The following is a 22,741-nucleotide window of genomic DNA, read 5'->3' as shown; positions in this document are numbered from 1 at the left end:
GCTCCTTAATATGCGGTGGGGGTATCGTCACCGCCGAGCGCGCCCGGGCGTTGGCCCGGCACTTCAACGGAGAACTGGTCGATTTTGGCGGTCAGTTCACTGAGCTGGGTTTGCAGCTGGTTGAACTGCTCGGTGGTGACGCCGGGCTTGTCTTCTTTTGCCGGGTCGATGACCGGGGCTGGTTCGGTCTCCGGTTTGGTTTCCAGCTTGGCGCTGAAGGCATCGATCTTGGCGCCAAGGCCTGTCATGGCCCCCAGCATCTGATCGAACTGTTCTGGTTTCATTTCCTCATCCTCGGATTGGCTGGGGGTGGGTTGTGGTTCGTGCTCGCCATGGCTGGACAGCAGGTTGAACAGCTTTGAGATCAGGCTGTCGGGCTTCTCGTGCTTGGGCAGCTTGAACATGGAGAGATCCAGCGGTTCGCTGGTGCCGATGGTTTGGCCTTTGTTGCTCTTGCTGAACTTGAGATGGGTGGTGCCGGTGCTGGCGGGCTGGTCGGTGACGCCCAGGCCAATCAGGTAGGTGCGACCCAGATCGGCGAATTGCTCGAACGGTTCGATGGAGCAGAACTGGTACTGGCCGCTTTGGTTCCAGTAGACGAGATCCCGATTTGGGCAGAGGACGGCGAACAGTTTGAGCTTGCCGTCTACCTCTTCGGTCTTGAGGGCCTGCACGGTGCCATAGCTGGACCAGCGATCATGCTCCGGCCAGATGACGGCGGTGTAATAGCTCGGGTCGTAGGTCTCGGCCATGTCGACCAGCCAGTCGCGGGTGATGTCTCGGCCGTCCACCGCTTTGCCTTCGGTGGCGATACAGACAAAGCCAGTTCTCAAGGTTGATTCGTTCATGCCTGCTCCCAATTGATACGGGCTCAGGCTATCGGGTCGGAAAGGGGGTTTCATCCGGTTGTGTTCGGGGGGATTCGGATCCAGCGGGATATCCGAAGTGCTCAGAACATCAGTGGGATAAGTCGGGGGAGGGGGCTGGCTATGATGGCGCCATCATTCACCTGATGGAGGCGCTGTGGCGTATCCCGAAGAGATCCGCAAGGCAGCAAAGGGACTCTACCTTAAACGATGGACACCCCAGGAGATCAAGGACGAACTGGGGCTAAATTCGTGTCGCATCATCTATTACTGGGCCGAGAAGCTCGGCTGGCGTGACCTGCTCACCGACGAGGCGGTGGAGGATGCTATCGCTCGCCGGGTGCAGGTGCTGCTGCACCGTGAGAAGAAAAGTCCGGGCGAGCAGGAGGAGCTGGACAGGCTTATCGGCCACCATGTCAGCCTCAAAGAGAAGGCCCTCAAGTGGGTCGAGCGCGAACAGGTGCTGAAGGCCAGGCGCGAGGCAGGGGAGGATCCCGCGCCTGAGCGTGGGCAACGTGGTCGTGGCGGCCAGGATGGCAACAGCCGCAAGGGAAAGGGCGGCAAAAAGGGCAAGAACGAGGTCAGCCACCTGACAGAGGCCGATTTCAGCGAGTGGCTGGGCACCCTGTTCGGCTACCAGCTGCGGGTGCGGGAGGCCAAGAACGACCCGGCCTTGCCGCGTACCCGCAATATCCTGAAAAGCCGCCAGATTGGCATGACCTACTACTTCGCCGGTGAGGCGTTGGAAGATGCCATTCTGACCGGTGGCAATCAGATCTTCCTGTCAGCCACCCGGGCCCAGGCGGAGGTGTTTCGCTCCTACATCTGCAAGATTGCCCAGACCTTCCTCGGGCTCACCCTGACCGGTAACCCTATCGTCTTGTCGAACGGGGCCGAGCTGCACTTTTGTTCCACCAACTCCAACAGCGCCCAGTCCCGCTCGGGCAACGTCTACATCGACGAATACTTCTGGATCCCCAACTTCGAGAAGCTCTCCGATGTCTCCAGCGCCATGGCGACCCAGAGCCATTGGCGCAAGACCTACTTCTCCACACCGTCGAGCAAGGTGCATGAGGCCTATCGCTTCTGGACAGGAGAGCGCTGGAAGGGGCAACGCCCGAGCCGGGTGGCCATCGATTTTCCTGGCGAAGAGGAGATGCGCGATGGCGGCCGGGTTTGCCCTGACAGGCAATGGCGCTATGTCATCACCATCGAGGATGCCATACGCCTGGGCTGTAACCTTATCGACATCGAGGAGCTCAAAGACGAATACCCGGAGGAGGTGTTCGAGCGCCTCTATCTGTGTCGCTTTATCGACGATGCCCTGTCGGTGTTCAAGTTCCAGGATATGGAGCGGGCAGGGGTGGAGCCATCCCGGTGGGAGGATTACAGGCCAGGGCGGCCCGATCCGTTCGGGCGGCGGGAGGTGTGGATGGGCTACGACCCGAGCCGCACCCGCGACAACGCCACCCTGGTGGTGGTTGCACCGCCCACGGTCGCCGGTGAGCGGTTCCGGGTGCTGGAAAAGCACTACTGGCGGGGGCTCAACTTCCAGTTTCAGGCCCAGGAGATAGAGCGCATCGCCAAGAAGTTTCGAGTCACCTATCTGGGGGTCGATGTGTCCGGCATCGGCGCCGGGGTGTTTGACCTCTTGAAGCCCGTCTTCAAAGGGGTGTGTCACCCCATCAACTACAGCATCGAGAGCAAGTCGCGGCTGGTACTCAAGATGATCGACGTGGTGGAGGCGAACCGCATCGAGTGGGACAGCTCGGACAGGGACATCCCGCTGGCGTTCCTGGCCATCAAACGCAGTACCACCGGTGGTGGCCAGATGACGTTCCGCGCGGCGCGCGACAACGTGACCGGACACGCCGACGTGTTCTTTGCCATCGCCCACGCCGTGGCGAACGAGCCCCTCGATACCCACCGCAAACGCAAATCCACCTGGGCAACCAGCCAGGAGAAGAAGGCAGCATGACCAAGCGACAGAAATCCCAACCGGCCCAGACGGTCACCTCACCCAACCGCAGCGCCGTGGCCTTCAGCATGCCGGAGGCCATCGACCCCACTGCCTGGATGACCGATTACACCGGGGTGTTCTACAACCCCTACGGCGAGTATTACCAGCCGCCCATCGAGCGCAAGGGGTTGGCCAAGGTGGCCCGGGCCAACGCCCACCACGGGGCCATCCTGATGGCAAGGCGCAACATGGTGGCGGGGCGCTTCACCAACCAGCGCGCCACCATCACGGCGTTCGTGCACAACTACCTGCAGTTTGGGGATGCGGGCCTGCTTAAAATTCGCAACGGGTTTGGCCAGGTGGTGGGGCTGTACCCGCTCTCAAGTGTCTACCTGCGCCGGCGCGAGGATGGCTGCTTTGTCTACCTGCAGCAGGGGAAGCCGAACCTGATTTACCGCCCGGAGGATGTCATCTGGCTGGCCCAGTACGATCCCGAGCAGCAGGTCTATGGCATGCCCGATTACCTGGGGGGCCTGCAGTCGGCCCTGCTCAACCAGGACGCCACCCTGTTTCGGCGCAAATACTTCCTCAACGGCGCCCACATGGGTTTCATCTTCTATGCCACCGACCCGAACATGGACGATGACACCGAAGAGGAAATGAAGGAGATGATCGCAAGCAGCAAGGGGGTGGGGAACTTCCGCTCGATGTTCGTGAACATCCCCGACGGCAAGCCCGATGGCATCAAGCTGATCCCGGTCGGGGACATAGCGACCAAGGACGAGTTTACCGCCATCAAGGGGATCACCGCCCAGGACGTGCTGACGGCGCACCGCTTCCCGGCGGCGCTGGCCGGCATTATCCCGACCAATGGCGGGGGCGGGTTGGGTGACCCGGAAAAGTATGACGCCACCTATGCCAGGAATGAGGTGTTGCCGCTGTGCGAGCTGGTGCAGGACGCCATCAACAGCGCTGGCCTGCCCCGGGCGCTGTGGGTCACGTTTCGAGAAACGATAGGGGGCGCTGTATAAAAACACAGTCTTAATGATGTAGGATGCAACCTGTTGATTGAGATTTCGATTTATCTGGAGGGGTGATGCGGGTTTTTTGCAAAGAGTGTGGCCAGCGAGGCCGTATTACCAAGACCAATCGGCTGAGCGATGAGGTTTCCGATCTCTATTGTCAGTGCACCGATGCCGAGTGTGGCCATAGCTGGGTGGCCACCTTGTCGTTCGCCCATACCCTGAGCCCTTCGGCCAAGACAACTAATCAGCTAGTTCTCAGTCTGATGGGCTCGTTGACGCCGGAGGGACGGCAGATGGTACTGAAAGGACTGGGGGCGCAATAGCGCCCCCTTCTTCCGTGATTGCATGTGGCGAAGCGTTAAATCTCTTCAATGCGCTGTTTGGCTTTATCCCACGGAAGGCGACTACCGTTGGCTCTCATGGTGTCATAAGCGAGTAAAGCATCTTCTTTGGTCAGAATACTATGCACAACCATCTGCTCCACAACCCACAGTGTCCCCATCACCACAACAGCTTCCTTCTCCGCCGCATTTCTTAGGGCGCGGTCACCGGTCAGAAGTGGGCAACATTCTTGTTTTGCCAAGGCTAGGGCGAAACAGTCATGAATGCTTGGGCCACCATATGTACCATTGAGTTCAAACACAGTGCTGATGCTATCTGCACTAAGTTCGCCGAGCTGCAGACCTAGAGTCAGCAAATGAGGATGGCTATCTTTCAGCTCTTCCTCGAACAATACATCTGGTGTCATGAACTGAAAAGGCAGTTGGAACATTCGGTCGAGCAACAGCCCAACCTCCATATCGATGAGAATATTGGCGTCGCTGATCAGCACCTGCATTTACATGGCCTCACCTTGCATGATGCGCGATCTCCGCAGCTTAATCAGTGGCATCTGCAACAGCTCAGCAGCTTTTGATTCAGATATGATTTCTTCCGAAATAGCACGGTAAACCAACTGTTGGAACAACCAGGTGTGCTCTTGTGGGTAGGGTTCTCCAGGTTCCCCCGCCCGCCATTTCTTGCCAACGAAATACCTGAGATAGAGGTCCTTACAGCGCGCTTCGGTGATTATCCCTAGATCTTTAGCCCGATAAAGGCAGCCCGCCATGCTCAGACCATACTCATGCTTAAGCAAATAGAGCTCTTGTGGCTCTAAACTTCTGCGAGGGCAGCCAAGATGGGCGATAGCCTCGGATTCAGGGAATAGGAAGGCACCTGCAAAGCGGTTGCAGGCCTGCTCTTCATCCATGTCTACTGGCAATTTACCGTGCATAAGAAAATGGCCGAGTTCATGGGCCAAGGTAAAGCGCTGGCGACAGCCTGGCCAATGTGCGGAGACCACGATAACCGGTTGGTTACCGATATGGGCCTGCAGACCGTCAAATTTATTGCCCTGCTCCACCTTAGTGACAATAACCAGAATCCCCTTGGTTTCCAGCAGGTCAATCAGATTGGGTATCGGGTTTACCCCTAGTTGCCAATGTTCACGCACGCTTTCGGCAAATGCCTCAATGTCGTCCCAACCATGGATAGTCGGAAGTGGGGCATTGTAGGAAAAAGGCGGGATGGGGAAATTGGGCCATAGATCGGCAAGAGTCTTCCAACGTTCAGCCTGATCCAGCACATCCCCTTCGATCTGCTGGATTATTTTTGCAGGGGTGGTTGAGCGCTTACGATACTCTACGTTTGCCAAGGTTACGACAGAGGGGCGGAAGAAGAACTCGGTGCGCACATTAAGAGCTGCAGCCAGCTTTAACAGCACGGCAGAAGAGGGCATGCTCTGGTCATGCTCGTATTTTTTTACCATGTTGGCAGACACACCAACTTTCTCTCCCAAGGCCTGCATTGACAGGCCTGCAGCGGCACGAGCACGTCTTACCCGTTCCCCAATCATACTGACTCCGGTTTATAAAATTTACCAAATATGGTAAATCATAAACCGTACTTCGTATGCTTGTCGACCATTGTGACCGGTCACTTTTCAGTTAACCCGCCGTTGGTGCGTTCTTGTTCTTCCAGCCGCATGCCCAGTTCGCAGAGCGTGGCGATAGCCCGGCACATCCCCTCCCGGTCTGCCAGTTTCAGGTCCGGCGTCACCCTCGCGATATCCTGGATAGAGCTATAGATTTCGATATTGATGCCTGTTTGCACATTGCCCCCTATTGCGTTCGCTGATGTCGTTGCCGTGACCATCATAACCCCTCGGATCGGGCCCAACAATTTTGTGCCCTACGTCACATCCTGCACCAGATTGGCACGTGAAACGAGGGCCGCGATTCACAGATAAACAGCGTCCTCTGCATACGGCAGATAGAGGAGTGAATATCGAGTGGCGGGATAGTATGGTGTATGCCATATAGAGATCAACCCGCCGAGAAAAATATTTTCACTATCGTTTGCTTATATCATAAAAATAAGCATTGCGGAGTGTCTAGATGGAGATATCAGGGAGGTATCAAGGGGATATCAGTAAGATACCCAATGGGTATCATGCTGTTCATAAAGGATTTTTTATTTTTGGTTTCGATGGGGTCTCTCTGTGTGTCAATATTGAAATTTTGATTCAATAAATAATGTTTCCGTGAGTCAATAATGCAATTTTGATTTACTGAAAACGTTCAAAATATTGAATGTGAAATTTCAAAATATGATTGAGCGAGCCCCTTTGAGACCGCTTGTGGCATTATTATAAACTTGGGTTTATTCAAATGTTGACCTCAGTTTATTAATGACCGCCCCCGCTGCAGGGGCCGGTCATTATAGTGCAATGGCTTGTTCCCCCAGGGTGAGCCAACAGGCTCCCTCGCCTTTGAAGGTTCCGCCGCATCCTGCCGGCAATGCACAGTCGCAGTTCGGGCAGATCTGCTGTTTCAGCTCGGCTTCCTGCTGCAGCCAGCGTTCCCAGTCTCGCCGGATCAGGGTACTGATGTACTCGTCGGCGGAGTAGGGCTCACAACTGCCAGCCCGAGCGATGCGCAGCGTCTCCAACTGCTGGCGCTCCCGTTCTGAGAGCGCTACCTCCACCCGCTTGATACCGAGGGCGGCCCGCCTGGCTCGTTGTGCCTGCTTGCGTTTGGCCGCCTCACTCATAACGGCACACCTGCCGACCCTTGGCATCCAAGCGAGGGATCAAACCGCCAGAGTGAGAGCTGAGGTACTGGCAGCCGGTGCCGCTGTCGTAAACTACCATAGCCTCAGCTCGATGCGGTGTGCTGGGTGGGGGAGAGCCAATTATCCACCCCGTTACGCCGCCTATCCCCCACACAAGCACAGCGAACCCAATTTCTCCCCCGATGTTCATGCCGCTCCCTCCCTGACCACCATGGCATCCTGCTTGGCCCACGCCCGCCAGCTGGAGATGGTTGCCTCCTTCGCCGGGGTGTCGGTGGATGGGTGGCTGTACACCACATGGGTAACAGTGCCGCGCGAGTTGTGCTTGATGCCGGTCACTTCCCTGGTGGTACCGAAGCGGGAGATCACGTCACCCGGTACCGGATGTTTGCGGGGGTCTCTCATGCATATTGCTCCTTCGTCCACTCTGCAATTTTTGCTCTGGCATCCTCGTCACTGACCGCAGGAGGTAAGTCCATCAGCGGATGGGCGTACTCCCAAACCCCGTCTGGGCTCACCAGCAGCATCTCCGATGCCCCGTTCTCAGGGTTGCGGCTCATGGCCAGCCCCAGCGGATGCAGAACTTCGCTGTTGATGCGAACGATAAGCCCAAGTTCGCTGGCCTGATTCCAGTTGATGTGCTTCATGATTATTCCCCTGCTTCTACATGTTGACGGTGGTCAGCCACTGCCTGGTGCAGGGCTGGCTGGTATGTTGGGTTGAGCTGTGCGGCGGCGCCCGGGTTGGCGCGGTCGGTGGCGCTGCCCGGTGCGATGAATAGGGTGCGGCCGGTGACGGCGCACCGGATGGTGCCACTCTGGTCGATGGCCACGGGGGTGAGCCCGTCCACGATATGGCGGCGGCCAACCGAGCGGCCATCAGCTGTCAGCACCGGTACGGTGGGGAGGTTGGATCTTGCCTGAAACGGGATCGGTACCTCGGTGGCGATGGCCGGCAGGGCCAGCGACGCTGGGCGAGGATGGCGGCGGCGCAGAATGGCGCACGCCATGGCCTGCTGTTTGTCCTTGAGCATCCCCACCCACTGGCTGATCTCGTTGACTGGCCAGCGCTGCTGGAGAATGCAGGTCACCCGATTATCCAGGCGGCGGTACTCTTCGCGGCTGACGGTCTGCTTGCAACTCATGTTCATGCCCACTCCTCGCTGTAGTCGTCCTGTTCCTGCATCCACTCCGGTGCATCAAGCCCTTCCAGCACGCGCCACATCTCGGACTGATAGGGCTGCGGCAGCATCTCTATCCAGATGCGGGTACCGGTATGGCCCTGTGCCTGGTAGACCTTGCCGCACAGCTCAACCAACATCGGCCAGTCCTGGTCGTCTTCCGGCAGCGCGTACTCATCCGACTGGCCCTGTTCGGCTGGCATCTGGCCTTCTGGCTGCCAATCCGGCTCGCTCGGGATCGTCCGGCTCGACTGCACCTGGCCGTTCTCCAGCCAGAGGCTGAAACCGTCCGCGCTGACGCTGGCGCCTGCCCGTAAACGCCCGATGGAGAAGGGAGATAAATCCCATTGCTCTGCCATCAACTGATCCGCGAACGCCTCAGGATCCGGCTGCGTACAGTTATTGTCAGAGCTCCAAGGAGCCGGGCGGTCGCCCGACTGAACACCCACACCCCAACCCGAACCCCCGACGGCCTTGGCGGCCTCATAGGTGCCTGCTGGTACCACTTCCCACCCTTGCAGGCGGGTCTTGATACCCAGGCGAGCGGTGTGCAGCCCCATCAGGCGTTTGACATCCTCGCCATAGCTGTTGGCTTGTTCTTCGATGAGGTGGGCCAGCTTGATGGGGTGCTCGGCACGGGTAGCCAGCGCCCCGCCCATGGCTTCTAGGTAGCAACGAAAGATGGCGTTATCGGCGGCATAGCGGGCAGCCTCAAAGCGCGGGTCTTGCAACACTGGCTTGGGTGGCCCCACCAGATCGCCATGCTTCTTGGCGTTGCTGATGCGGCGCAGCTCGCGCCACACCCCGACCGGTGCACCGCCGAGTTGCTGAAAGGATCGAATGCCCCACCAACTTGCCCAGGCGCAGGCATGCAGAGCGCCTTGATCGGCAGGGGTGTTTGCCTCTTCATCGTCACCGACATAGGCGCCATCGATGTTCTTGGCGATGTACTTGGCCAGATAACCGGTGGCATCGCCCTTGGTGGGGTCGATCAGCTTCCAGTCGAAACGGGGCGTGATATCGGTGAATGAGGGGGCGGCGATGGGGTTGCGCACCAGTTCGGTTTTGTCGTCGGTCAGGGCATAGCGCTGCAGGGTGCTGATCACCTTGTTGCGATCGCTCGGGCGCATAAACAGCAACATGTGCCAGTGCGGGGTGCCGTCATGGTGAGGCTCGCACACCCGAAAGCCATACACCGGTGTGTCGTGGCGCTTGAGTGAAGCGCGGGTCAGGCTCCACAATTTGGCCAGATATGCGCAGGTGTCGCGCGGGGTGGCACCTTCGTACTTTTCGTTATCAATGGTCTTGCCGTTGCGGCCTGTCTTCCAGGCGTGAAAGCGGCTCGGGGCTGTCCAGGTGAAGAAGACCCCCACATGGCCCTGCTGCTCGGCGTAGTCTTCAAAGCCACGCATGCGGGTCATCATCTCGTTGCGGCGGTTGACCGGGTTGGAGATGCTGGACTCCCAGCAATCTTTCATTGAGATAACAAGATCGTGCTGGCTGTTCATCACTTCCGACTCGGCCAGCCAGCGCATCATGGCCCGCTTGCGCTCGCACACCACCTTCATGGTGGCGTTCGAGACGTAGGCAGAGACGCCGTGGCGTACACTGCCCAGCAGGATGGCGATGTGCTCTTGCAGCCGATCCCAGCAGCGGTTCACGCGCTTCTCCCACCACTTGGCGCTGAGCAAGCGCACCATCACGCTGAGGATCCAGTTATTCCGCGCCTCTTGGGTTTGGAATTTCGGTATCTTGCCGATGAATTCCCACTGGTCGGCGGGTTGCTTGATGGCTTCCCATGTCGCCATCAGATCCAGTTCACCGGCGGTGCTGTTCTGCTCAATGTTTTTCCAGATGGCGGCTGTCATATTGGCGAACTGGTGGGCCACCCGCTTGCGGCCTTCGTCATCGCGCAGGTGTTGGGCATTGACCGGGATCGCCTGTACAAGGGCGCGAATCCACCGGACCCGCTCACGTAGCCAGATGTTGGCATTGCGGGCTTTCTTGGCGGTGCCACTCTTGCGGCGGCGCATGTACTGCTTGAACAGGGTCTGGGTCAGCTGCATGGAGAACCCATCGAGCAGCTGCACGGCCCACACCAGATCATATTCACCGACCGAACCGATAAACGAATCGGCCAGGTTGATACCTGGCATGGAGTTGGAGAGCGATTCAATGCGCGACCTGATGGCCTTTTTTGACAGCGGCAGCTGTCCATGGGCAGCAGACGGCAGACGGGTGATGGCAAAACCAAATTTGCCAGCCTCGGCGGCTGGCCCAGTGTTGTTCTGATGGTTCATTGGTGATGGTTACCCGACAGATCTTTGATGTTGTTTCGGCAGGAGGTCAGCGCATGGCGGGCATGCCTCGCTATCTTTCTGGCTGCGACACACTGGCGCAGAGTGAGGGAGACCGTGCAGCGCGGGCGAGGGGATAGCCGACGCATTGCCAGCAGGTCGCGCTGGTAGCTGCGCAGGCGGGCCTCGTCGCTCATCAGGGTGTCGAACCATCTATCCACACGGGTTTGCAGGTCTGAGATCAGGCGATGGCTCATGCTGCCTCCTCTGCAATCAGGTGGCTCAGACCATCCGGCAGGGCAACACGGTTTCCTTTATCCCAGATAAACCAGCAGTATTCGCAGGAGTCGGAGCCGCCGCCCACGAACCGGGGGCGCGGTATCAGGATCGGGGTCTTGTTCGGGAATCCTATTTCAGCCCAGAACGGCACCCGCCGCTTGCTGCCGAGGAAGTTCACCCGTTGCAGGTAGATGAGCGTCCCGTCCGGTGCGAGTTCGGACAGACTCTTTCTCATGAATTCCTCGGTGAGGGAAAACGGCGGGTTGGTGATGATGACGTCGAACTGGCGGCCAAAGTCCCAGTCCAGGTAGTCACGGCCATGGCGGATCTCGGCCCACTCCTTCTGACCATCTGGCAGTGGGACGGCATCATAGATGTTCCCCTCAGCGCGGCAGGGTTCCATAAAGGTGTCGCCCTGGCGGAACTGAATGTGGCGCATCAGTGCTACAACTGCGCTGATTGGAGTTGGGTAGAGCTCGCGCTCGATGGTGTTGCCGGTCGTGCTGCTCATGCCTGATATTCCTCGTCTTCGCTGTCTGCATTTGACTCGCGGCTGGCCAGTGCCAGCAGCCCATACATCGCCAGCAGCAACACTGCTGAGCGAGTGACAACCAGATCCTCACGCCGCAGACCATCACCCTGGTTCAGCTCTGCCAGCAGTTGCACGACCAGCTCGCCGGTGTCCTCGAAGGCAGCCAGCCGCTTGTTCAGCTCGTCGGCTGACCTGTAGCCAATGCAATGAACGGCGGCCGACATGGCGACCATGCTGGTGTTCACCTCACCGACAAGCGGCTCTGGGAGCGAATCGCCGTTAACACCGACCCAGTCACTCAGGCTGGCAGCGGTGGTTCTGACCACCCTATACAAATCCAGCACAGCCAGCTCGGCGGCCAGCCTGGCCATCGGATTCACATAGACGTTGCTCATGTTGCACCCCCTACAACCACGCATCCGTTCACCGGTGACCAACTTGAGATGGGCACTTGCAGGCCCAGCTTGTTTTGATCACGCTCGCCGCTCAGCAGCATGAGTGCTTGTTCGTTGCAGCTTTCGCAGCCACACCACTGGCCTCCGCACTGGCAGAACTCTTGCTCGCCGTGTTTCTCCCTGGAGTAGATGGAGAGGCGCAGGCAGGCCTGACACATCACAAAGAAGCTGATGCGGATCACGCTCAGCCGATTAGGTCGGCTCGGCACCTTGGCAATGGTGCCGGTGGTAACGGTGGCATCGGGGCCAGAGGCCATATCAGCGCCAATGAAGAACGGGTTATCCATAAACGGCAGGTCATCAACCGGCACCTGAGCGGCATCGTCTTGCGGCTGGAATACCATCCGTTCTTCATCGACACTCCAGGTAAAGCTGCTTCTTCCCTCTACGAACAGCCATTCATCCGCAGCCTGTGGGTTGGCTGCGGCGAACTCGTTGAACAAGCGAAGGAACATCAGGTCTTGGCTCATGCCTCATCCCCCATCATTGAGTCGTCATCGAGCAGATCCGCGGGGCGGCTAGTTACGACCAGCTGCACCTGGATGTACTCATCCCTTGAATAGAGCTCGCCCAGGGCGATGCGGTTTGTCTGCTCAGTGCTGGCCAACAGCTCGGTCAGCAGCGGCAACACGGCCCGCTCTGCCCGCTTTGCGATATGAATGGCGTCGATGCTCATGCCTGGGCCCTCCGGTTCATGGTGTGGAATAGCTGGTGCCAGCGCAGTTGCAGGTGGGCCTGCTCACGCAGATTGCGGCCCTCTGGGCCGCGCTTGGTGGTGTAGGTCTTCGCCCTGATGCGGTGCGGCAGATCGGCCAAATCGGCCAGGGCTGCCTGCCGGGTGATGGGGTGGAACAGCTTTTTCATGCCACCCCCTCGATGATGCGGATGGCGCCTGAGAGCATGCGCTCCATGCGGGCGTACCCGTTCTGGCCCGCAGTTGGTGTAACCCTGCTGCACCAGATAGGCGCTGGCGGCCTTGATGGTCGGTTCGGTGTGACGAGTGATAACGGCGGCCATGATCAGATCCCTCCACGGCTGTTGACGCATGACCAGACCGCACGCCAGGCCATGGCGGCCGGGCGTTCTACTGCATGGATCAGGTCAGGGCTGGAGTTGTAGCGCGGGCCCTGGCGGGCCAGCTTGCGGTTTTGCAGGCGCAGGTTGCGCACTGTGTCGAGAATGGCTAGAGTTGGCATGTCGATTTTCCTAGTCGATAAGTGACTGATGAAAGCCCCGCGGTGTTCCACCACCTTTGCGGGGTTTTTTATTGCCCGATTGCTCGCGGGCCGCTTTGTGTTATCTGGCTGGCTGCCATGACGGCGCGCTTCATGCGCAGCTTGGCGGCACGTTCCTTCTTCTCTCTCTCGATATCCCCGATGGCTCTGGTAGTCGGAGCTGGGTGCCATACCTTGGCGTCACAGCCGCCGCGAAACTCCCCCTGGTACTCCAGCGCGATCACCGCCATCCTGACCGCCTCACGCTGGGCATGGGGCAGGGCTGACAAGGTGGCGGTCATCAGCTCGCCCCGTGGCTGGCGGGCAATGGCACAGATGGCCGCTTTTTTGGCCTGGCTCAAGGCCAGCCAGTCGGTGTCCAGACTGGAGCGCGTTTTGCCGAACAACTCCCGCAGGATCTGGCAGCCGGCGGTGTTCATGGCCACCTGCTCCAGCGGAGTCAGGCCCGCGAGATTGCGTTCGTCGTGGTTGGTTTGCTTCTCTTGCATGGGTTTCCCCTTACATGGTCATGGTTTGCATCAGGATGTCTGATGCGCAGGCGACGGCCGGCACAGCCTGAAAGCGGGCCTCGACGTCGTGGATGAGTAGTGCCAGCGACCCCATGGCGGCGGTGGCGACACTGATGATGGTGTTGCGTTCGGTGCGGGTGACCCGTCCCCGTTCGGCCAGCTCCACCGCACGCAGGCCGATACTGGCAACGTCAGCGTTGAGGCGGATCGCCTGGTGGGGTAGGGATGGCGCCCGGTCGGCGCTGGGGATGGCGATGGCCGTCAGGCCGCACTCCATCAGCATGCCGTCGATCAGGGTTTCGTCCCCTTCGGTGGCGTGGTAGAGCGCGATGAGATCAGCCATGGTCAGGTGATGCGGTTGGTCGGGGTTGAGTTTGTTTCTCAACACCTGGGCATCAATGCCGGCCAACGGGGCAATCGCGCTGATCTCGTGATTAGATTTGAACCTGCTGCATGCAGATTCGAGGTGCGGGTGTTTGCAGTCGCCACTGATAAACATGGTTCTCGATCCAATGAGTGCCATAGTAATCAGGAGGTTGCAGGGAGGTAGGCGGCTGCGGCGGCTTTGTGGTACAGCGCGACCATGTTGATCAGGACGCGGTGCTTGGGGCCTGGTTTTGGCATGATCTGCAGCTCACCACTAGAGATCATCTTCTTGACGGTGCCAACAGGGATGCCGGTATCGGCGCTATAGCGCTCGATGGTTTTGACTGGTGTATCGATCTTGAGTGCAATCTCTGACATGATAGATCCCCTTAAACGTTGCTCAATACGGCTCGATATAGCTCTAATGCTTCAATTCAATCTCACAAAGCGAATTGTTGATCTAAAAAGTTACTCGGTCAATCCTTAGGGGCATTAATAACCCTATAAAGTTCTATAAGGTGCTTTATGACTACGGAGAAAGCTTTAAAGGTTGATTTTGATCAGTCATCCTTCTCAGAACGACTTACTAAGGTGATAGGCAACGAACCAATTCGCGCTTTTGCTCGACGAGCAGACATGAGCGATAGCGGCCTCAAGCGCTATCTGTATGAGGGAACCATTCCTCCTATTGATCGAGCTTTAAACTTGGCGCGCGCAGGCGGTGTCACCTTTGACTGGCTGGTGTTTGGTATCGGTGAGGCAGGGTCCAGCACTCGAACAAATCTTCCTATTGCGCCAGCTTCTGATGTTCAAGGCTTTCAGGTAACCGAAGAGTTCACCACGATTCCCGCCTATCAGGTGTTTGCGAGCGCAGGGCATGGCGCCAATATCACAGACGAAGCACTGGCCGAGCCGATGGCGTTCCGTAGCGACTGGTTGCGCCGTGAAGGGTTTGACCCGGCCAAGATGGCTGTCATCCGGGCCAAGGGCGACAGCATGGAGCCGACCATCAATGATGGCGATGTGATCCTGGTGCGGTTGAAGAATGGAGAAGCCCCCCGCGATGGCCTCTATGTGCTGCGCCTCGATGGCGGCCTGTTCGTCAAGCGCCTGCAGTTCGACCTGGGTGGTGTGCGCATCATCTCCGACAACCCCCTGTACAAATCACGCGACCTGAGCAAGGCCGAACTGGCCGAGCTGGATCTGGTTGGCCGCGTGGTCTGGGCTGGTAAGAAGTTTTAAGGAGTTCTAATGCTTTCTGTGCTGGCTATCTGGACAGCCCTTTTATGCTTGTTGCTGACGGTGATCAGTTTGTTCAAACCGGCTTTGTTTGGACTGAAACGTCGGCTTAATGCGTTCTTTATCGGGCTCTATGCATTCCTCGGTTTTGCCCTGCTCAGCTCGGTGCCGGATGGAAAAATAGAGCTGGGTGGTGGGTTGGTGTTACTGGCGGTGCTGTCTGCCGCGCATGGCATCTTGCTGTTCTTCAGTCACGCGTTTGCCGTGCTCAGGATGAGCAAAGAGGAACGAGCTCAGAGGGCGGCATCAGCTCGCCCCAGTAAAGCCACGGCTGGCGTACTGATTCTATTTGTTGCGGCGGTTGTTGGAGCGTGGCTATTCCGCCCTACTTGGTATGATGCTCCCATGCAGCCTACTGAGAGCGCGATGGTGCAAGGTGAGCCGCAATCGGCCAAGGCACAGCGGGCGCTTTCCCTCGCTGACCAGTGCCGATTGGAGTTGGATATCTACCAGAAGATGAAACAGACCACGGATGGAGTGATGGAGCACTTTGGTGGTCTGCTGGATGGACAGCAGATCGACTATAACCAGATCGCCGAGTATCGGGTGAAAAGTGTTACACCGGTGATATCCGCGGCCCGTGACTCGATGAGCGACGTACGCACCAGCAACCTAACTGATGATGTGGTGCTCCGACTTGCAGTTGACCTGGTGCAGCGTAGTGATGCGTTTGTCGGCCAGCTCTATACCTTTGCCAGAAATGGTGATGTTAGCTCCCTACAGTCGGCACGGGACCAGCTGGCGCAGGTCATTGCATCCCACAAGCAAGCCCTGACAGTGTGCGATGACAGTCAAAAAAATTGAGGGGCAAGCCAAGCCGTGGCGGGCAGACGTTCGTCCTGACGGAGTGACCGGTCCCCGACTGCGCAAATCCTTCATGACCAAGGGGGAGGCGCTGGCGTGGGAGCGGCACCAGCTAATGAACAAGCCCTGGCTAAAAGAACCTGAACCAGAGAGTGAGCAGCAAGAGCAACAACGCCTGCTTGACCTGGTTCGACTCTGGTTTGGTCGCCATGGTCAGACGTTGGCTGATGGGGAGCGGCGGCGGGATAAGTTGATATGGCTATGTGAAGCACTGGATAACCCGGTTGCTACCGAGTTCACCTCTGAGCACTTCTCGGCCTATCGTGAACGTCGACTCGCGGGCGATCTCTATATCCCAGGTCGAAGCAAGCAGGTTACGCCGACCACTATCAACCGAGAGCAGCTTTATCTGCAGGCGGTATTCAACGAACTGGCCCGCCTTGGGGTGTGGAGTGGCGGCAACCCGTTGGCCGACCTGCGCCAGTACAAGGTACAGGAGAGCGAGTTGGCCTATCTCTCCCAGGATGAGATCGAGCAGCTGCTCGATACCTGCAAGGAGCTGCGGGATCTGTGGCTGATAGTGATGCTCTGCCTGTCGACTGGGGCCCGTTGGTCAGAGATCGAAAAAGTCAGCCGCTCCCAAGTTGGCTTGGGTCGGATCACGTTCACTCGTACCAAGGGAAAACGAAACCGGACAGTACCAGTAGCACCCTGGTTACTAGCCATGCTGCCCAAACGCCCCGGGCGTCTATTCAAAGATTGTTATGCTGAGTTTGAGAAAGCTATCAAGCGGGCCAACATCACGTTGCCATCCGGGCAGAGCACCCACGTTCTGCGTCACACCTTCGCCAGTCACTTCATGATGAATGGCGGCAACATTCTGGTGCTGCAACGTATCCTCGGCCATACAGATATAAAGATGACAATGCGCTATGCCCACTTTGCCCCCGATCATTTGGAAGATGCCGTGCGGCTGAACCCCATCACGGCCTTGAAAGATGTCCACAAACAGTCCATCCAGCCGCTCCACATTGACTTATAAAGCGCGATATTGAACTTTTCCAACCCTTATGAATCAGTAACTTATTGATTTATAAGGTTGCTTTGCGGATTCAAAATCCGCCGTTGCAAGACGTGTCGGTTCGAGTCCGACCCCGGGCACCATTCCAGAATTCAGTGACAAAAGGCCATCCTCGCGGATGGCCTTTTGTTTTTCTGGATCCCGTTGCAGGGTCCTGGCGATGGGCATCGACAGCGGGATGTCTGGCTGCGAGGTTGCCCTGACGCCAGGCTTGATTTTGTGTCTTCATCTGTGATGCCTCTTCTGGCTTACGCCATGCAACCACGCCAGAGGCGATCTCTTTCGCAGTCAACAGCCCCCCGGCAGTCAACAGAACCTCCACGCCACAAGCGGACAGTGCAGCCTCCCCGCAGCCATGCCCCGTGGCTGCTGAGTGGGCGTCAAGCCCGCCTGGTTTTTCCCCTCGCAGCCAGTGCGACTGGGTTCCCCTGGTCCTTCCGGCGCCCGCAACCAAGGCTTTGCGCCATTTAAGTGCATCCCCGGATGCTGCTCGGTCGAGGTGCAATCCTGAATGGGTTGGCGCGTCCAGCGCACCATCATGGTGCTAATATTCCTCTTTATCTTTTTAATACACTGATAGTAAAGAGGTTTATTAACTGGCCTGGTTTATGCTTCCGTTCATCAGCTTGCCATGTTGCCGCACCAATAAGGGCACATCAGTCAAGAAGGCGATGGAAGGGATGGCCGGGTATGTTTTATATGAGCCACCGGATCCACATGTTCATCAGCAAGGTGAACCGATCCGGTGCAGGAAAGACAGGGAAGGAGATGGCGATATGCTCAAGAGATTCATGATGACAGGCCCGCTGGCGTTGACCGCCTTGCTGGCCGCCCCAAGCTGGGCACAGGATGCGGTCGTGGCCACAGCCCCAGTCGCTGCCGTGACCATCAACAAAGGGGACAATGTCTGGATGCTGCTGTCGGCGGCGCTGGTGATCCTGATGTCGATCCCGGGCCTGGCACTGTTTTACGGTGGATTGGTGCGCAGCAAGAACATGTTGAGCGTACTGATGCAGGTATTTGCCCTGTTTTCCCTTATTTGTGTGCTGTGGGTGGTGTATGGCTACTCGCTCGCCTTCACCGAGGGCAACAGCTTCTATGGCTCCTTCGACAAGCTGCTGCTCAAAGGGGTGACCCCTGACTCCATCGCTGCCACCTTCAGCAAGGGAGTGGGCATCAGCGAATTCATCTATGTCGTGTTCCAGGGGGCCTTCGCAGCCATCACCTGCGGTCTGATCGTGGGGGCCTTCGCCGAGCGCATCAAGTTTGCCGCGGTGCTGCTTTTTTCCGTGCTCTGGTTCACCTTCTCCTACATCCCGCTGGCGCACATGGTGTGGTACTGGGCAGGTCCTGACGCTTATACCACTCTTGAGGCCGCCACCGCTGCCACCGCCACCGCGGGTTACCTGTTCCAGCATGGGGACCTCGATTTCGCTGGCGGCACAGTGGTGCACATCAACGCGGCCGTGGCCGGGTTGGTCGGGGCCTTCATGGTCGGCAAACGCCTCGGTTATGGCCGCGACGCCATGACACCCCATAGCCTCACCATGACCATGATCGGGGTCTCCCTGCTCTGGTTTGGCTGGTTTGGTTTCAACGCAGGCTCTGCTCTGGAGGCCAATGGCACGGCCGCCCTGGCCTTTATCAACACCTGGCTGGCCCCGGCGGCGGCGGCGCTCTCCTGGACCCTGGCCGAGTGGCTGATGAAGGGCCGTCCCTCCTTGCTGGGTGCGGCCTCTGGTGCCGTTGCCGGACTCGTCGTGATCACCCCGGCCGCCGGTTTTGTCGGTGTGGGCGGTGCTCTCATCATGGGGTTGCTGAGCGGGGTCGCTGGCCTCTGGGGTGTACATGGTCTCAAGCGACTGCTGGGTGCCGATGACAGCCTGGATGTGTTTGGCCTGCACGGGGTGTGCGGCATCCTGGGGGCGCTCTTGACCGGGGTCTTCGCCAGCCCGGATCTGGGCGGTACCGGGGTATGGGACTATGTCACCAATCAGGTGGCGCCAGATTACTCCATCCTGACCCAGGTCAAGATCCAGGCCATAGGCGTTGGCGTGACCATCCTCTGGTCCGGTGTCGTCGCTTTCCTGGCCTACAAGCTGGTGGATATGACCATCGGGCTACGGGTAAAAGAGGATGCAGAGCGCGAAGGGCTGGATGTCACCAGCCATGGCGAGAAGGCCTACAGCCAGTAAAAACATCAAGTCACAGGATCTCCATGCCGCCGCCGGTCCTATCCGGCGGCTTTTTTATGGCCGCCAAGGGGCAGCAGCTCGGCCCAGCGTTTGCTGATGGCGCTGCTTTATGCCTGGCGATCTGCCCGGTTCACCGCTCAGCTATTTCCGCTATGGCAACGTTTTATGCCTGCAATTTGGCCGGATCTCCGCTAAACTCTGCCACCCTTTATTTGGGGTAGCCGGGCCAGCCCTGCTTCCACCCTTTCTTCTATGCCTTCGGAGCCGCTCATGCCGTTAGTGGGACACCAACATCAGATCGATATTCTGGAACTGACCGACAAAGGGGATGGCAAGGGTCGCCTGTTCGATCGCCCCCTGTTCGTCGAGGGTCTGCTGCCCGGTGAGCAGGCGCTGGTCGAGTTGACCGAGGTCAAGCCGAACTACCTGCACGGCAAGCTGGTCGAGCTGACCCAGCCCTCCGCCGACAGGGTTCCCGACTTCTGCCCCAATACCGAGTGCGGCGGCTGCCAGGTCAGGCCGCTGGCCTATCCGGCCCAGCTCAAGCTCAAGCAATCCCTGGTGCAGAGCGCACTGGATCAGGCCGGGCTGACGACTCAGGTCAACCCCATCCTCGGCATGGACAGCCCCTTCGCCTACCGCAACAAGGCGCAGTACGCCGTGCGTGGCAGCGAGGCGGGGGCCGAGATCGGCTTCTATCGCAAGCACTCCCACACACTCATCACCGCCGACGACTGCGCGGTGCAGGACTCCCTGCACGTGGAACTCAACGCCCGGGTGCGTGGCTGGATGCGCGCGCACGATATCGCCGCCTATGACGAGGTGGCCCACACCGGCTGCGTGCGCAACCTGATGACCCGCAAGGGCTTCAAGAGCGGCGAGCTGATGGTGGTGCTGGTGACCCTGGGTGAAGCGCTGCCCTTCGAGGCCGAACTGCTGGCTATCTTAAGCGATCTGCCCATCACCACCCTGGTGCAGAACATCAATGACGAGCGCACCAACCGCATCCTGGGAACGAGCAACCGCGTGCTGCTGGGGGAAGGGGTGATCCGCGACAAGATCCACGAGCTCGAATTCGAGATCTCGCCGCTCTCCTTCTTCCAGAACAACCCGAGCCAGACCGATGTGCTCTACTCCAAGGCGCTGGAATACAGCGAGTTGACCGGCAACGAGACGGTGTTCGACATCTATTGCGGCATCGGCACCATCTCCCTGTTCCTGGCAGCCAAGGCGGCCAAGGTAGTCGGCATCGAGTCGGTGGAGAGCGCGATCTCGGATGCCCGTCGCAACGCCGCCCTGAACGGCATAGAGCACACCGAATTCCACGTGGGCAAGGCCGAGCAGCTGATGCCCGAGCTGCACGCCCAGGGCGTGAGCGCCGATGTGGTGGTGATGGATCCCCCCCGCAAGGGTTGTGACAAGGCGGTGCTGCAGACCCTGGTCGCCATGGCGCCGCGCCGTCTGGTCTATGTCTCCTGCAACCCGCAGACCCTGGCACGGGATCTCGCCTATCTGGTCAAGCAGGGCTTCGTGCTGGATGAAGTGCAACCGGTGGACATGTTCCCGCACTCCATGCACGTGGAAGCGGTTGCCCGTCTGAGCCTGCCAGCGAAAGACTGAGCGAGTATTGGCGCGGAGAGATTGACATGTTCCTCCTCCGCGCCATGTCGGTAGATGCCGTCACACGCTTGAGCTTGCTGGCCAAGGCATGATTTGAATTAGCCAGATGGCTCTGATAAAAACGACTCCACATGGAGTCGTTTTTTATGGCCGCTCGCAAGCGGGTTAAAGGGCAGGGAGCCTGATATGAGCATTCGTTTGGCCGAGGCGGAAGATGCCGCCGCCCTGGATCACTTCTTTCAACAGCTGGATCGGGAGACGCGTTTCATGCTGTTCGAGGCGGGGGAGCGCCCATCCGATATCGAGGGGCTGCGCCAGCGGCTCGAGGCCATGGCGGCGGCCCCCAATCAGGCCATGTGGCTGCTGGTGCTGGACGGGGAGGTGGAGGGGTTTGCGCTGATGATCGGAGGCGGCTTGAGGCGCAATCGACACTGCGCCCTGGTGGTGATGGGGTTGCGGTCGAGTGCGCGGGGCCTGGGGTGGGGTGAGCGTTTGCTACGTACCCTGATCGCCGCCGCGCCAGGTTGTGGCATCAGCCGGCTGGAGTTGGGAGTGATGGCCCATAACGAGGCGGCTCATGGGCTCTATCGCAAATGCGGCTTTATCGACGAAGGCATTCGGCGCAACGCCTATCGACTGGATGATCGCGATGTCGACGAGATCAGCATGGGTCTTTTATTGCCGCCAGACGCGCCATGACGCCATCTCTTTAGGAGCGCCAGGCGTTAAGCGCATGGCAACAGCGTGTTAAGCGCGGACAGAGACAAGGAATCGATCATGAAAGCTATCTTGTTGCGTTGGCTGGCCCGTTACGATGCCTGGAGCCAGCGCTGGGGCCTATCCCCTGAGTATCGCCGTTGCTGTACGCCTCAGCGCAGGGAGGCCAGAGCCGATTGTCCCAAGCCGGTGCCGGTTGAAAAGCAGTCAGCGCCATGAGCGGCCCAGGCTGAACGGCATGTGGCGGGTAATCGACTCCCCGGGCCATGCGTTTGTGGCCTGCTGGGCCGGGGGGATCCCCCGAGCTAAGCTCAGATTAAGAGTGTTCCGTCCCTCACTGGGTCGGTAACCCGCCTCCTTTCTTCTCTTTATATAGCGAGCCCTGTTCTATGCGGTCGTTTGACAGCCACTGCCACCTGGATTTCCCCGACTTTGATCAGGATCGTGCCGCTCTGCTGGCTGAGTGTCGCCTGCGGGGTGTGGCGGGCTTCATCATCCCCGCTATCGGTGCCGGCAACTGGCGCCGGGTGATGGCGCTGGCTGCGAGCGAGCCCGACATCTTCTTCGCTCTCGGTGTGCACCCATGCTTCGTGGCCGATCAGCCAGAGGATGTGATGGCGCAGCTAGCTGCCCTGGCCGCTGCACGACCGGCGGGTCTGGTTGCCATAGGGGAGTGCGGTCTGGATGGGCGATCCCATCTGGTCCAGGAGGGGCAGTTAGCCCTGTTTGAGGCACAAATCAGGTTGGCCATGGGGATGGATCTCCCCCTCATCGTCCATTCGGTGCGAGCCAACGACGATGTGCTCAAGCTATTGCGCCGTCACAAGCCGGCCAGGGGAGGGGTCATTCATGCCTTCAGCGGCTCTTTGCATCAGGCGGAGCGTTTCTGGCAACTGGGTTTCAAGTTGGGTATTGGCGGTACCATCACCTATGAGCGGGCCAATAAAACCAGAGAGGCGGTAGCGGCCATGCCGCTTGAGTCTCTATTGCTGGAAACGGACTCCCCAGACATGCCACTGTCGGGGGCGCAAGGGGAGCGTAATTCGCCACTCTCTCTATTAAGGGTGCTTGATGAATTGGCAAATATAAAACGTTTGCCTGTCGAGTATGTTGCAAGGGTGTTGTGTGAATCCACATCCCGCAGTTTTCATCTCCATAAATAAATCATTAACATTAATTCAACCTGGCAATGCTCGTGGGTGAAAAAGCA

General features: G+C 58.7%; 30 protein-coding genes. 11 read left to right on the top strand and 19 right to left on the bottom strand.

The window, feature by feature from the left end; genetic code table 11:
• Nucleotides 1–5 precede the first annotated feature (5 nt).
• Nucleotides 6–848, bottom strand: a complete 843-nt coding sequence (locus M2366_RS11510) for a GPO family capsid scaffolding protein (protein WP_259269795.1) — start codon at nucleotides 846–848, stop codon at nucleotides 6–8.
• A 175-nt stretch (nucleotides 849–1,023) separates the two neighbouring features.
• Between M2366_RS11510 and M2366_RS11505 the strand changes: the two genes are divergently transcribed.
• From M2366_RS11505 to M2366_RS11495, 3 genes are all read left to right on the top strand, one after another.
• Nucleotides 1,024–2,844 carry a terminase large subunit domain-containing protein gene (locus M2366_RS11505; RefSeq protein ID WP_259269794.1) on the top strand — a complete coding sequence of 607 codons (1,821 nt, stop codon included), beginning with the start codon at nucleotides 1,024–1,026 and terminating at the stop codon, nucleotides 2,842–2,844.
• A complete protein-coding gene (locus tag M2366_RS11500) occupies nucleotides 2,841–3,857 on the top strand; it encodes a phage portal protein (protein WP_259269793.1) in 1,017 nt (338 codons plus the stop codon). Before M2366_RS11505 ends, M2366_RS11500 begins: the two co-directional genes overlap by 4 nt.
• A 65-nt stretch (nucleotides 3,858–3,922) precedes the next feature.
• Complete coding sequence (locus M2366_RS11495; protein ID WP_259269792.1) at nucleotides 3,923–4,174, top strand: ogr/Delta-like zinc finger family protein; 252 nt, start codon at nucleotides 3,923–3,925, stop codon at nucleotides 4,172–4,174.
• Nucleotides 4,175–4,209: 35 nt separating this feature from the next.
• Here M2366_RS11495 and M2366_RS11490 read toward each other — a convergent pair whose 3' ends face one another.
• From M2366_RS11490 to M2366_RS11405, 18 genes are all read right to left on the bottom strand, one after another.
• Nucleotides 4,210–4,689, bottom strand: a complete 480-nt coding sequence (locus M2366_RS11490; protein WP_259269791.1) for a PIN domain-containing protein — start codon at nucleotides 4,687–4,689, stop codon at nucleotides 4,210–4,212.
• Complete coding sequence (locus M2366_RS11485) at nucleotides 4,690–5,745, bottom strand: ImmA/IrrE family metallo-endopeptidase (RefSeq protein WP_259269790.1); 1,056 nt, start codon at nucleotides 5,743–5,745, stop codon at nucleotides 4,690–4,692. It lies immediately after the preceding gene.
• An 80-nt stretch (nucleotides 5,746–5,825) separates the two neighbouring features.
• Nucleotides 5,826–6,047 carry a hypothetical protein gene (locus M2366_RS11480; RefSeq protein WP_259269789.1) on the bottom strand — a complete coding sequence of 74 codons (222 nt, stop codon included), beginning with the start codon at nucleotides 6,045–6,047 and terminating at the stop codon, nucleotides 5,826–5,828.
• A 561-nt stretch (nucleotides 6,048–6,608) separates the two neighbouring features.
• A complete protein-coding gene (locus tag M2366_RS11475) occupies nucleotides 6,609–6,941 on the bottom strand; it encodes a hypothetical protein (RefSeq protein ID WP_259269788.1) in 333 nt (110 codons plus the stop codon).
• 207 nt (nucleotides 6,942–7,148) lie between these two features.
• On the bottom strand, nucleotides 7,149–7,367 hold the full coding sequence (locus tag M2366_RS11470) for a hypothetical protein (RefSeq protein ID WP_259269787.1): 219 nt from the start codon (nucleotides 7,365–7,367) through the stop codon (nucleotides 7,149–7,151).
• The gene (locus M2366_RS11465) at nucleotides 7,364–7,609 is read right to left on the bottom strand and encodes a hypothetical protein (RefSeq protein WP_259269786.1); all 246 of its coding nucleotides are present in this window, start codon (nucleotides 7,607–7,609) and stop codon (nucleotides 7,364–7,366) included. The genes M2366_RS11470 and M2366_RS11465 overlap by 4 nt, the downstream gene beginning before the upstream one ends.
• Nucleotides 7,610–7,611: 2 nt before the next feature.
• Entirely contained in the window at nucleotides 7,612–8,106 is a 495-nt protein-coding gene (locus M2366_RS11460) for a hypothetical protein (protein ID WP_259269890.1), read from the bottom strand.
• 2 nt (nucleotides 8,107–8,108) lie between these two features.
• Nucleotides 8,109–10,298: a replication endonuclease gene (locus M2366_RS11455; protein ID WP_259269889.1), complete on the bottom strand. Its 2,190-nt coding sequence runs from the start codon at nucleotides 10,296–10,298 to the stop codon at nucleotides 8,109–8,111.
• Nucleotides 10,299–10,438: 140 nt separating this feature from the next.
• A complete protein-coding gene (locus M2366_RS11450) occupies nucleotides 10,439–10,696 on the bottom strand; it encodes a hypothetical protein (protein ID WP_259269785.1) in 258 nt (85 codons plus the stop codon).
• Nucleotides 10,693–11,229, bottom strand: coding sequence for a class I SAM-dependent methyltransferase (locus tag M2366_RS11445; RefSeq protein ID WP_259269784.1), 537 nt, complete (start codon nucleotides 11,227–11,229; stop codon nucleotides 10,693–10,695). Before M2366_RS11445 ends, M2366_RS11450 begins: the two co-directional genes overlap by 4 nt.
• A complete protein-coding gene (locus tag M2366_RS11440; protein WP_259269783.1) occupies nucleotides 11,226–11,645 on the bottom strand; it encodes a hypothetical protein in 420 nt (139 codons plus the stop codon). The genes M2366_RS11445 and M2366_RS11440 overlap by 4 nt, the downstream gene beginning before the upstream one ends.
• On the bottom strand, nucleotides 11,642–12,175 hold the full coding sequence (locus M2366_RS11435) for a hypothetical protein (RefSeq protein ID WP_259269782.1): 534 nt from the start codon (nucleotides 12,173–12,175) through the stop codon (nucleotides 11,642–11,644). The genes M2366_RS11440 and M2366_RS11435 overlap by 4 nt, the downstream gene beginning before the upstream one ends.
• Nucleotides 12,172–12,381: a hypothetical protein gene (locus tag M2366_RS11430; RefSeq protein WP_259269781.1), complete on the bottom strand. Its 210-nt coding sequence runs from the start codon at nucleotides 12,379–12,381 to the stop codon at nucleotides 12,172–12,174. The genes M2366_RS11435 and M2366_RS11430 overlap by 4 nt, the downstream gene beginning before the upstream one ends.
• Complete coding sequence (locus M2366_RS19910) at nucleotides 12,378–12,722, bottom strand: hypothetical protein (RefSeq protein ID WP_404972797.1); 345 nt, start codon at nucleotides 12,720–12,722, stop codon at nucleotides 12,378–12,380. Before M2366_RS19910 ends, M2366_RS11430 begins: the two co-directional genes overlap by 4 nt.
• A 2-nt stretch (nucleotides 12,723–12,724) precedes the next feature.
• Nucleotides 12,725–12,901, bottom strand: coding sequence for a hypothetical protein (locus M2366_RS11420; RefSeq protein WP_163147952.1), 177 nt, complete (start codon nucleotides 12,899–12,901; stop codon nucleotides 12,725–12,727).
• Between the two features lie 68 nt (nucleotides 12,902–12,969).
• A complete protein-coding gene (locus M2366_RS11415) occupies nucleotides 12,970–13,428 on the bottom strand; it encodes a hypothetical protein (RefSeq protein ID WP_259269780.1) in 459 nt (152 codons plus the stop codon).
• 10 nt (nucleotides 13,429–13,438) lie between these two features.
• On the bottom strand, nucleotides 13,439–13,948 hold the full coding sequence (locus tag M2366_RS11410; RefSeq protein WP_259269779.1) for a phage regulatory CII family protein: 510 nt from the start codon (nucleotides 13,946–13,948) through the stop codon (nucleotides 13,439–13,441).
• Nucleotides 13,949–13,977: 29 nt separating this feature from the next.
• Nucleotides 13,978–14,193: a hypothetical protein gene (locus tag M2366_RS11405; RefSeq protein ID WP_259269778.1), complete on the bottom strand. Its 216-nt coding sequence runs from the start codon at nucleotides 14,191–14,193 to the stop codon at nucleotides 13,978–13,980.
• 147 nt (nucleotides 14,194–14,340) lie between these two features.
• Here M2366_RS11405 and M2366_RS11400 point away from each other — a divergent pair, with 147 nt between their 5' ends.
• The 8 genes from M2366_RS11400 to M2366_RS11365 all read left to right on the top strand — a co-directional run bounded on the left by M2366_RS11400 (nucleotide 14,341) and on the right by M2366_RS11365 (nucleotide 22,694).
• A complete protein-coding gene (locus tag M2366_RS11400; protein ID WP_259269777.1) occupies nucleotides 14,341–15,057 on the top strand; it encodes an XRE family transcriptional regulator in 717 nt (238 codons plus the stop codon).
• Nucleotides 15,058–15,066: 9 nt separating this feature from the next.
• A complete protein-coding gene (locus M2366_RS11395) occupies nucleotides 15,067–15,918 on the top strand; it encodes a hypothetical protein (protein WP_259269776.1) in 852 nt (283 codons plus the stop codon).
• Entirely contained in the window at nucleotides 15,899–16,960 is a 1,062-nt protein-coding gene (locus tag M2366_RS11390) for a tyrosine-type recombinase/integrase (RefSeq protein ID WP_259269775.1), read from the top strand. The genes M2366_RS11395 and M2366_RS11390 overlap by 20 nt, the downstream gene beginning before the upstream one ends.
• Before the next feature lie 815 nt (nucleotides 16,961–17,775).
• A complete protein-coding gene (gene amt / locus M2366_RS11385; protein ID WP_259269774.1) occupies nucleotides 17,776–19,194 on the top strand; it encodes an ammonium transporter in 1,419 nt (472 codons plus the stop codon).
• Between the two features lie 270 nt (nucleotides 19,195–19,464).
• The gene (gene rlmD, locus M2366_RS11380) at nucleotides 19,465–20,814 is read left to right on the top strand and encodes a 23S rRNA (uracil(1939)-C(5))-methyltransferase RlmD (protein WP_259269773.1); all 1,350 of its coding nucleotides are present in this window, start codon (nucleotides 19,465–19,467) and stop codon (nucleotides 20,812–20,814) included.
• Between the two features lie 186 nt (nucleotides 20,815–21,000).
• On the top strand, nucleotides 21,001–21,513 hold the full coding sequence (locus M2366_RS11375) for a GNAT family N-acetyltransferase (protein ID WP_259269772.1): 513 nt from the start codon (nucleotides 21,001–21,003) through the stop codon (nucleotides 21,511–21,513).
• A gap of 78 nt (nucleotides 21,514–21,591) precedes the next feature.
• Nucleotides 21,592–21,750: a hypothetical protein gene (locus tag M2366_RS11370; protein WP_259269771.1), complete on the top strand. Its 159-nt coding sequence runs from the start codon at nucleotides 21,592–21,594 to the stop codon at nucleotides 21,748–21,750.
• Nucleotides 21,751–21,920: 170 nt separating this feature from the next.
• Complete coding sequence (locus M2366_RS11365; RefSeq protein WP_259237890.1) at nucleotides 21,921–22,694, top strand: TatD family hydrolase; 774 nt, start codon at nucleotides 21,921–21,923, stop codon at nucleotides 22,692–22,694.
• Nucleotides 22,695–22,741: the final 47 nt, after the last annotated feature.

Source organism: Aeromonas sp. BIGb0405 (assembly GCF_024807335.1).
Lineage (GTDB): Bacteria > Pseudomonadota > Gammaproteobacteria > Enterobacterales > Aeromonadaceae > Aeromonas > Aeromonas rivuli.
Note: the sequence above shows the minus strand (reverse complement) of the source record. Positions and strands in the feature narration are given on the sequence as shown.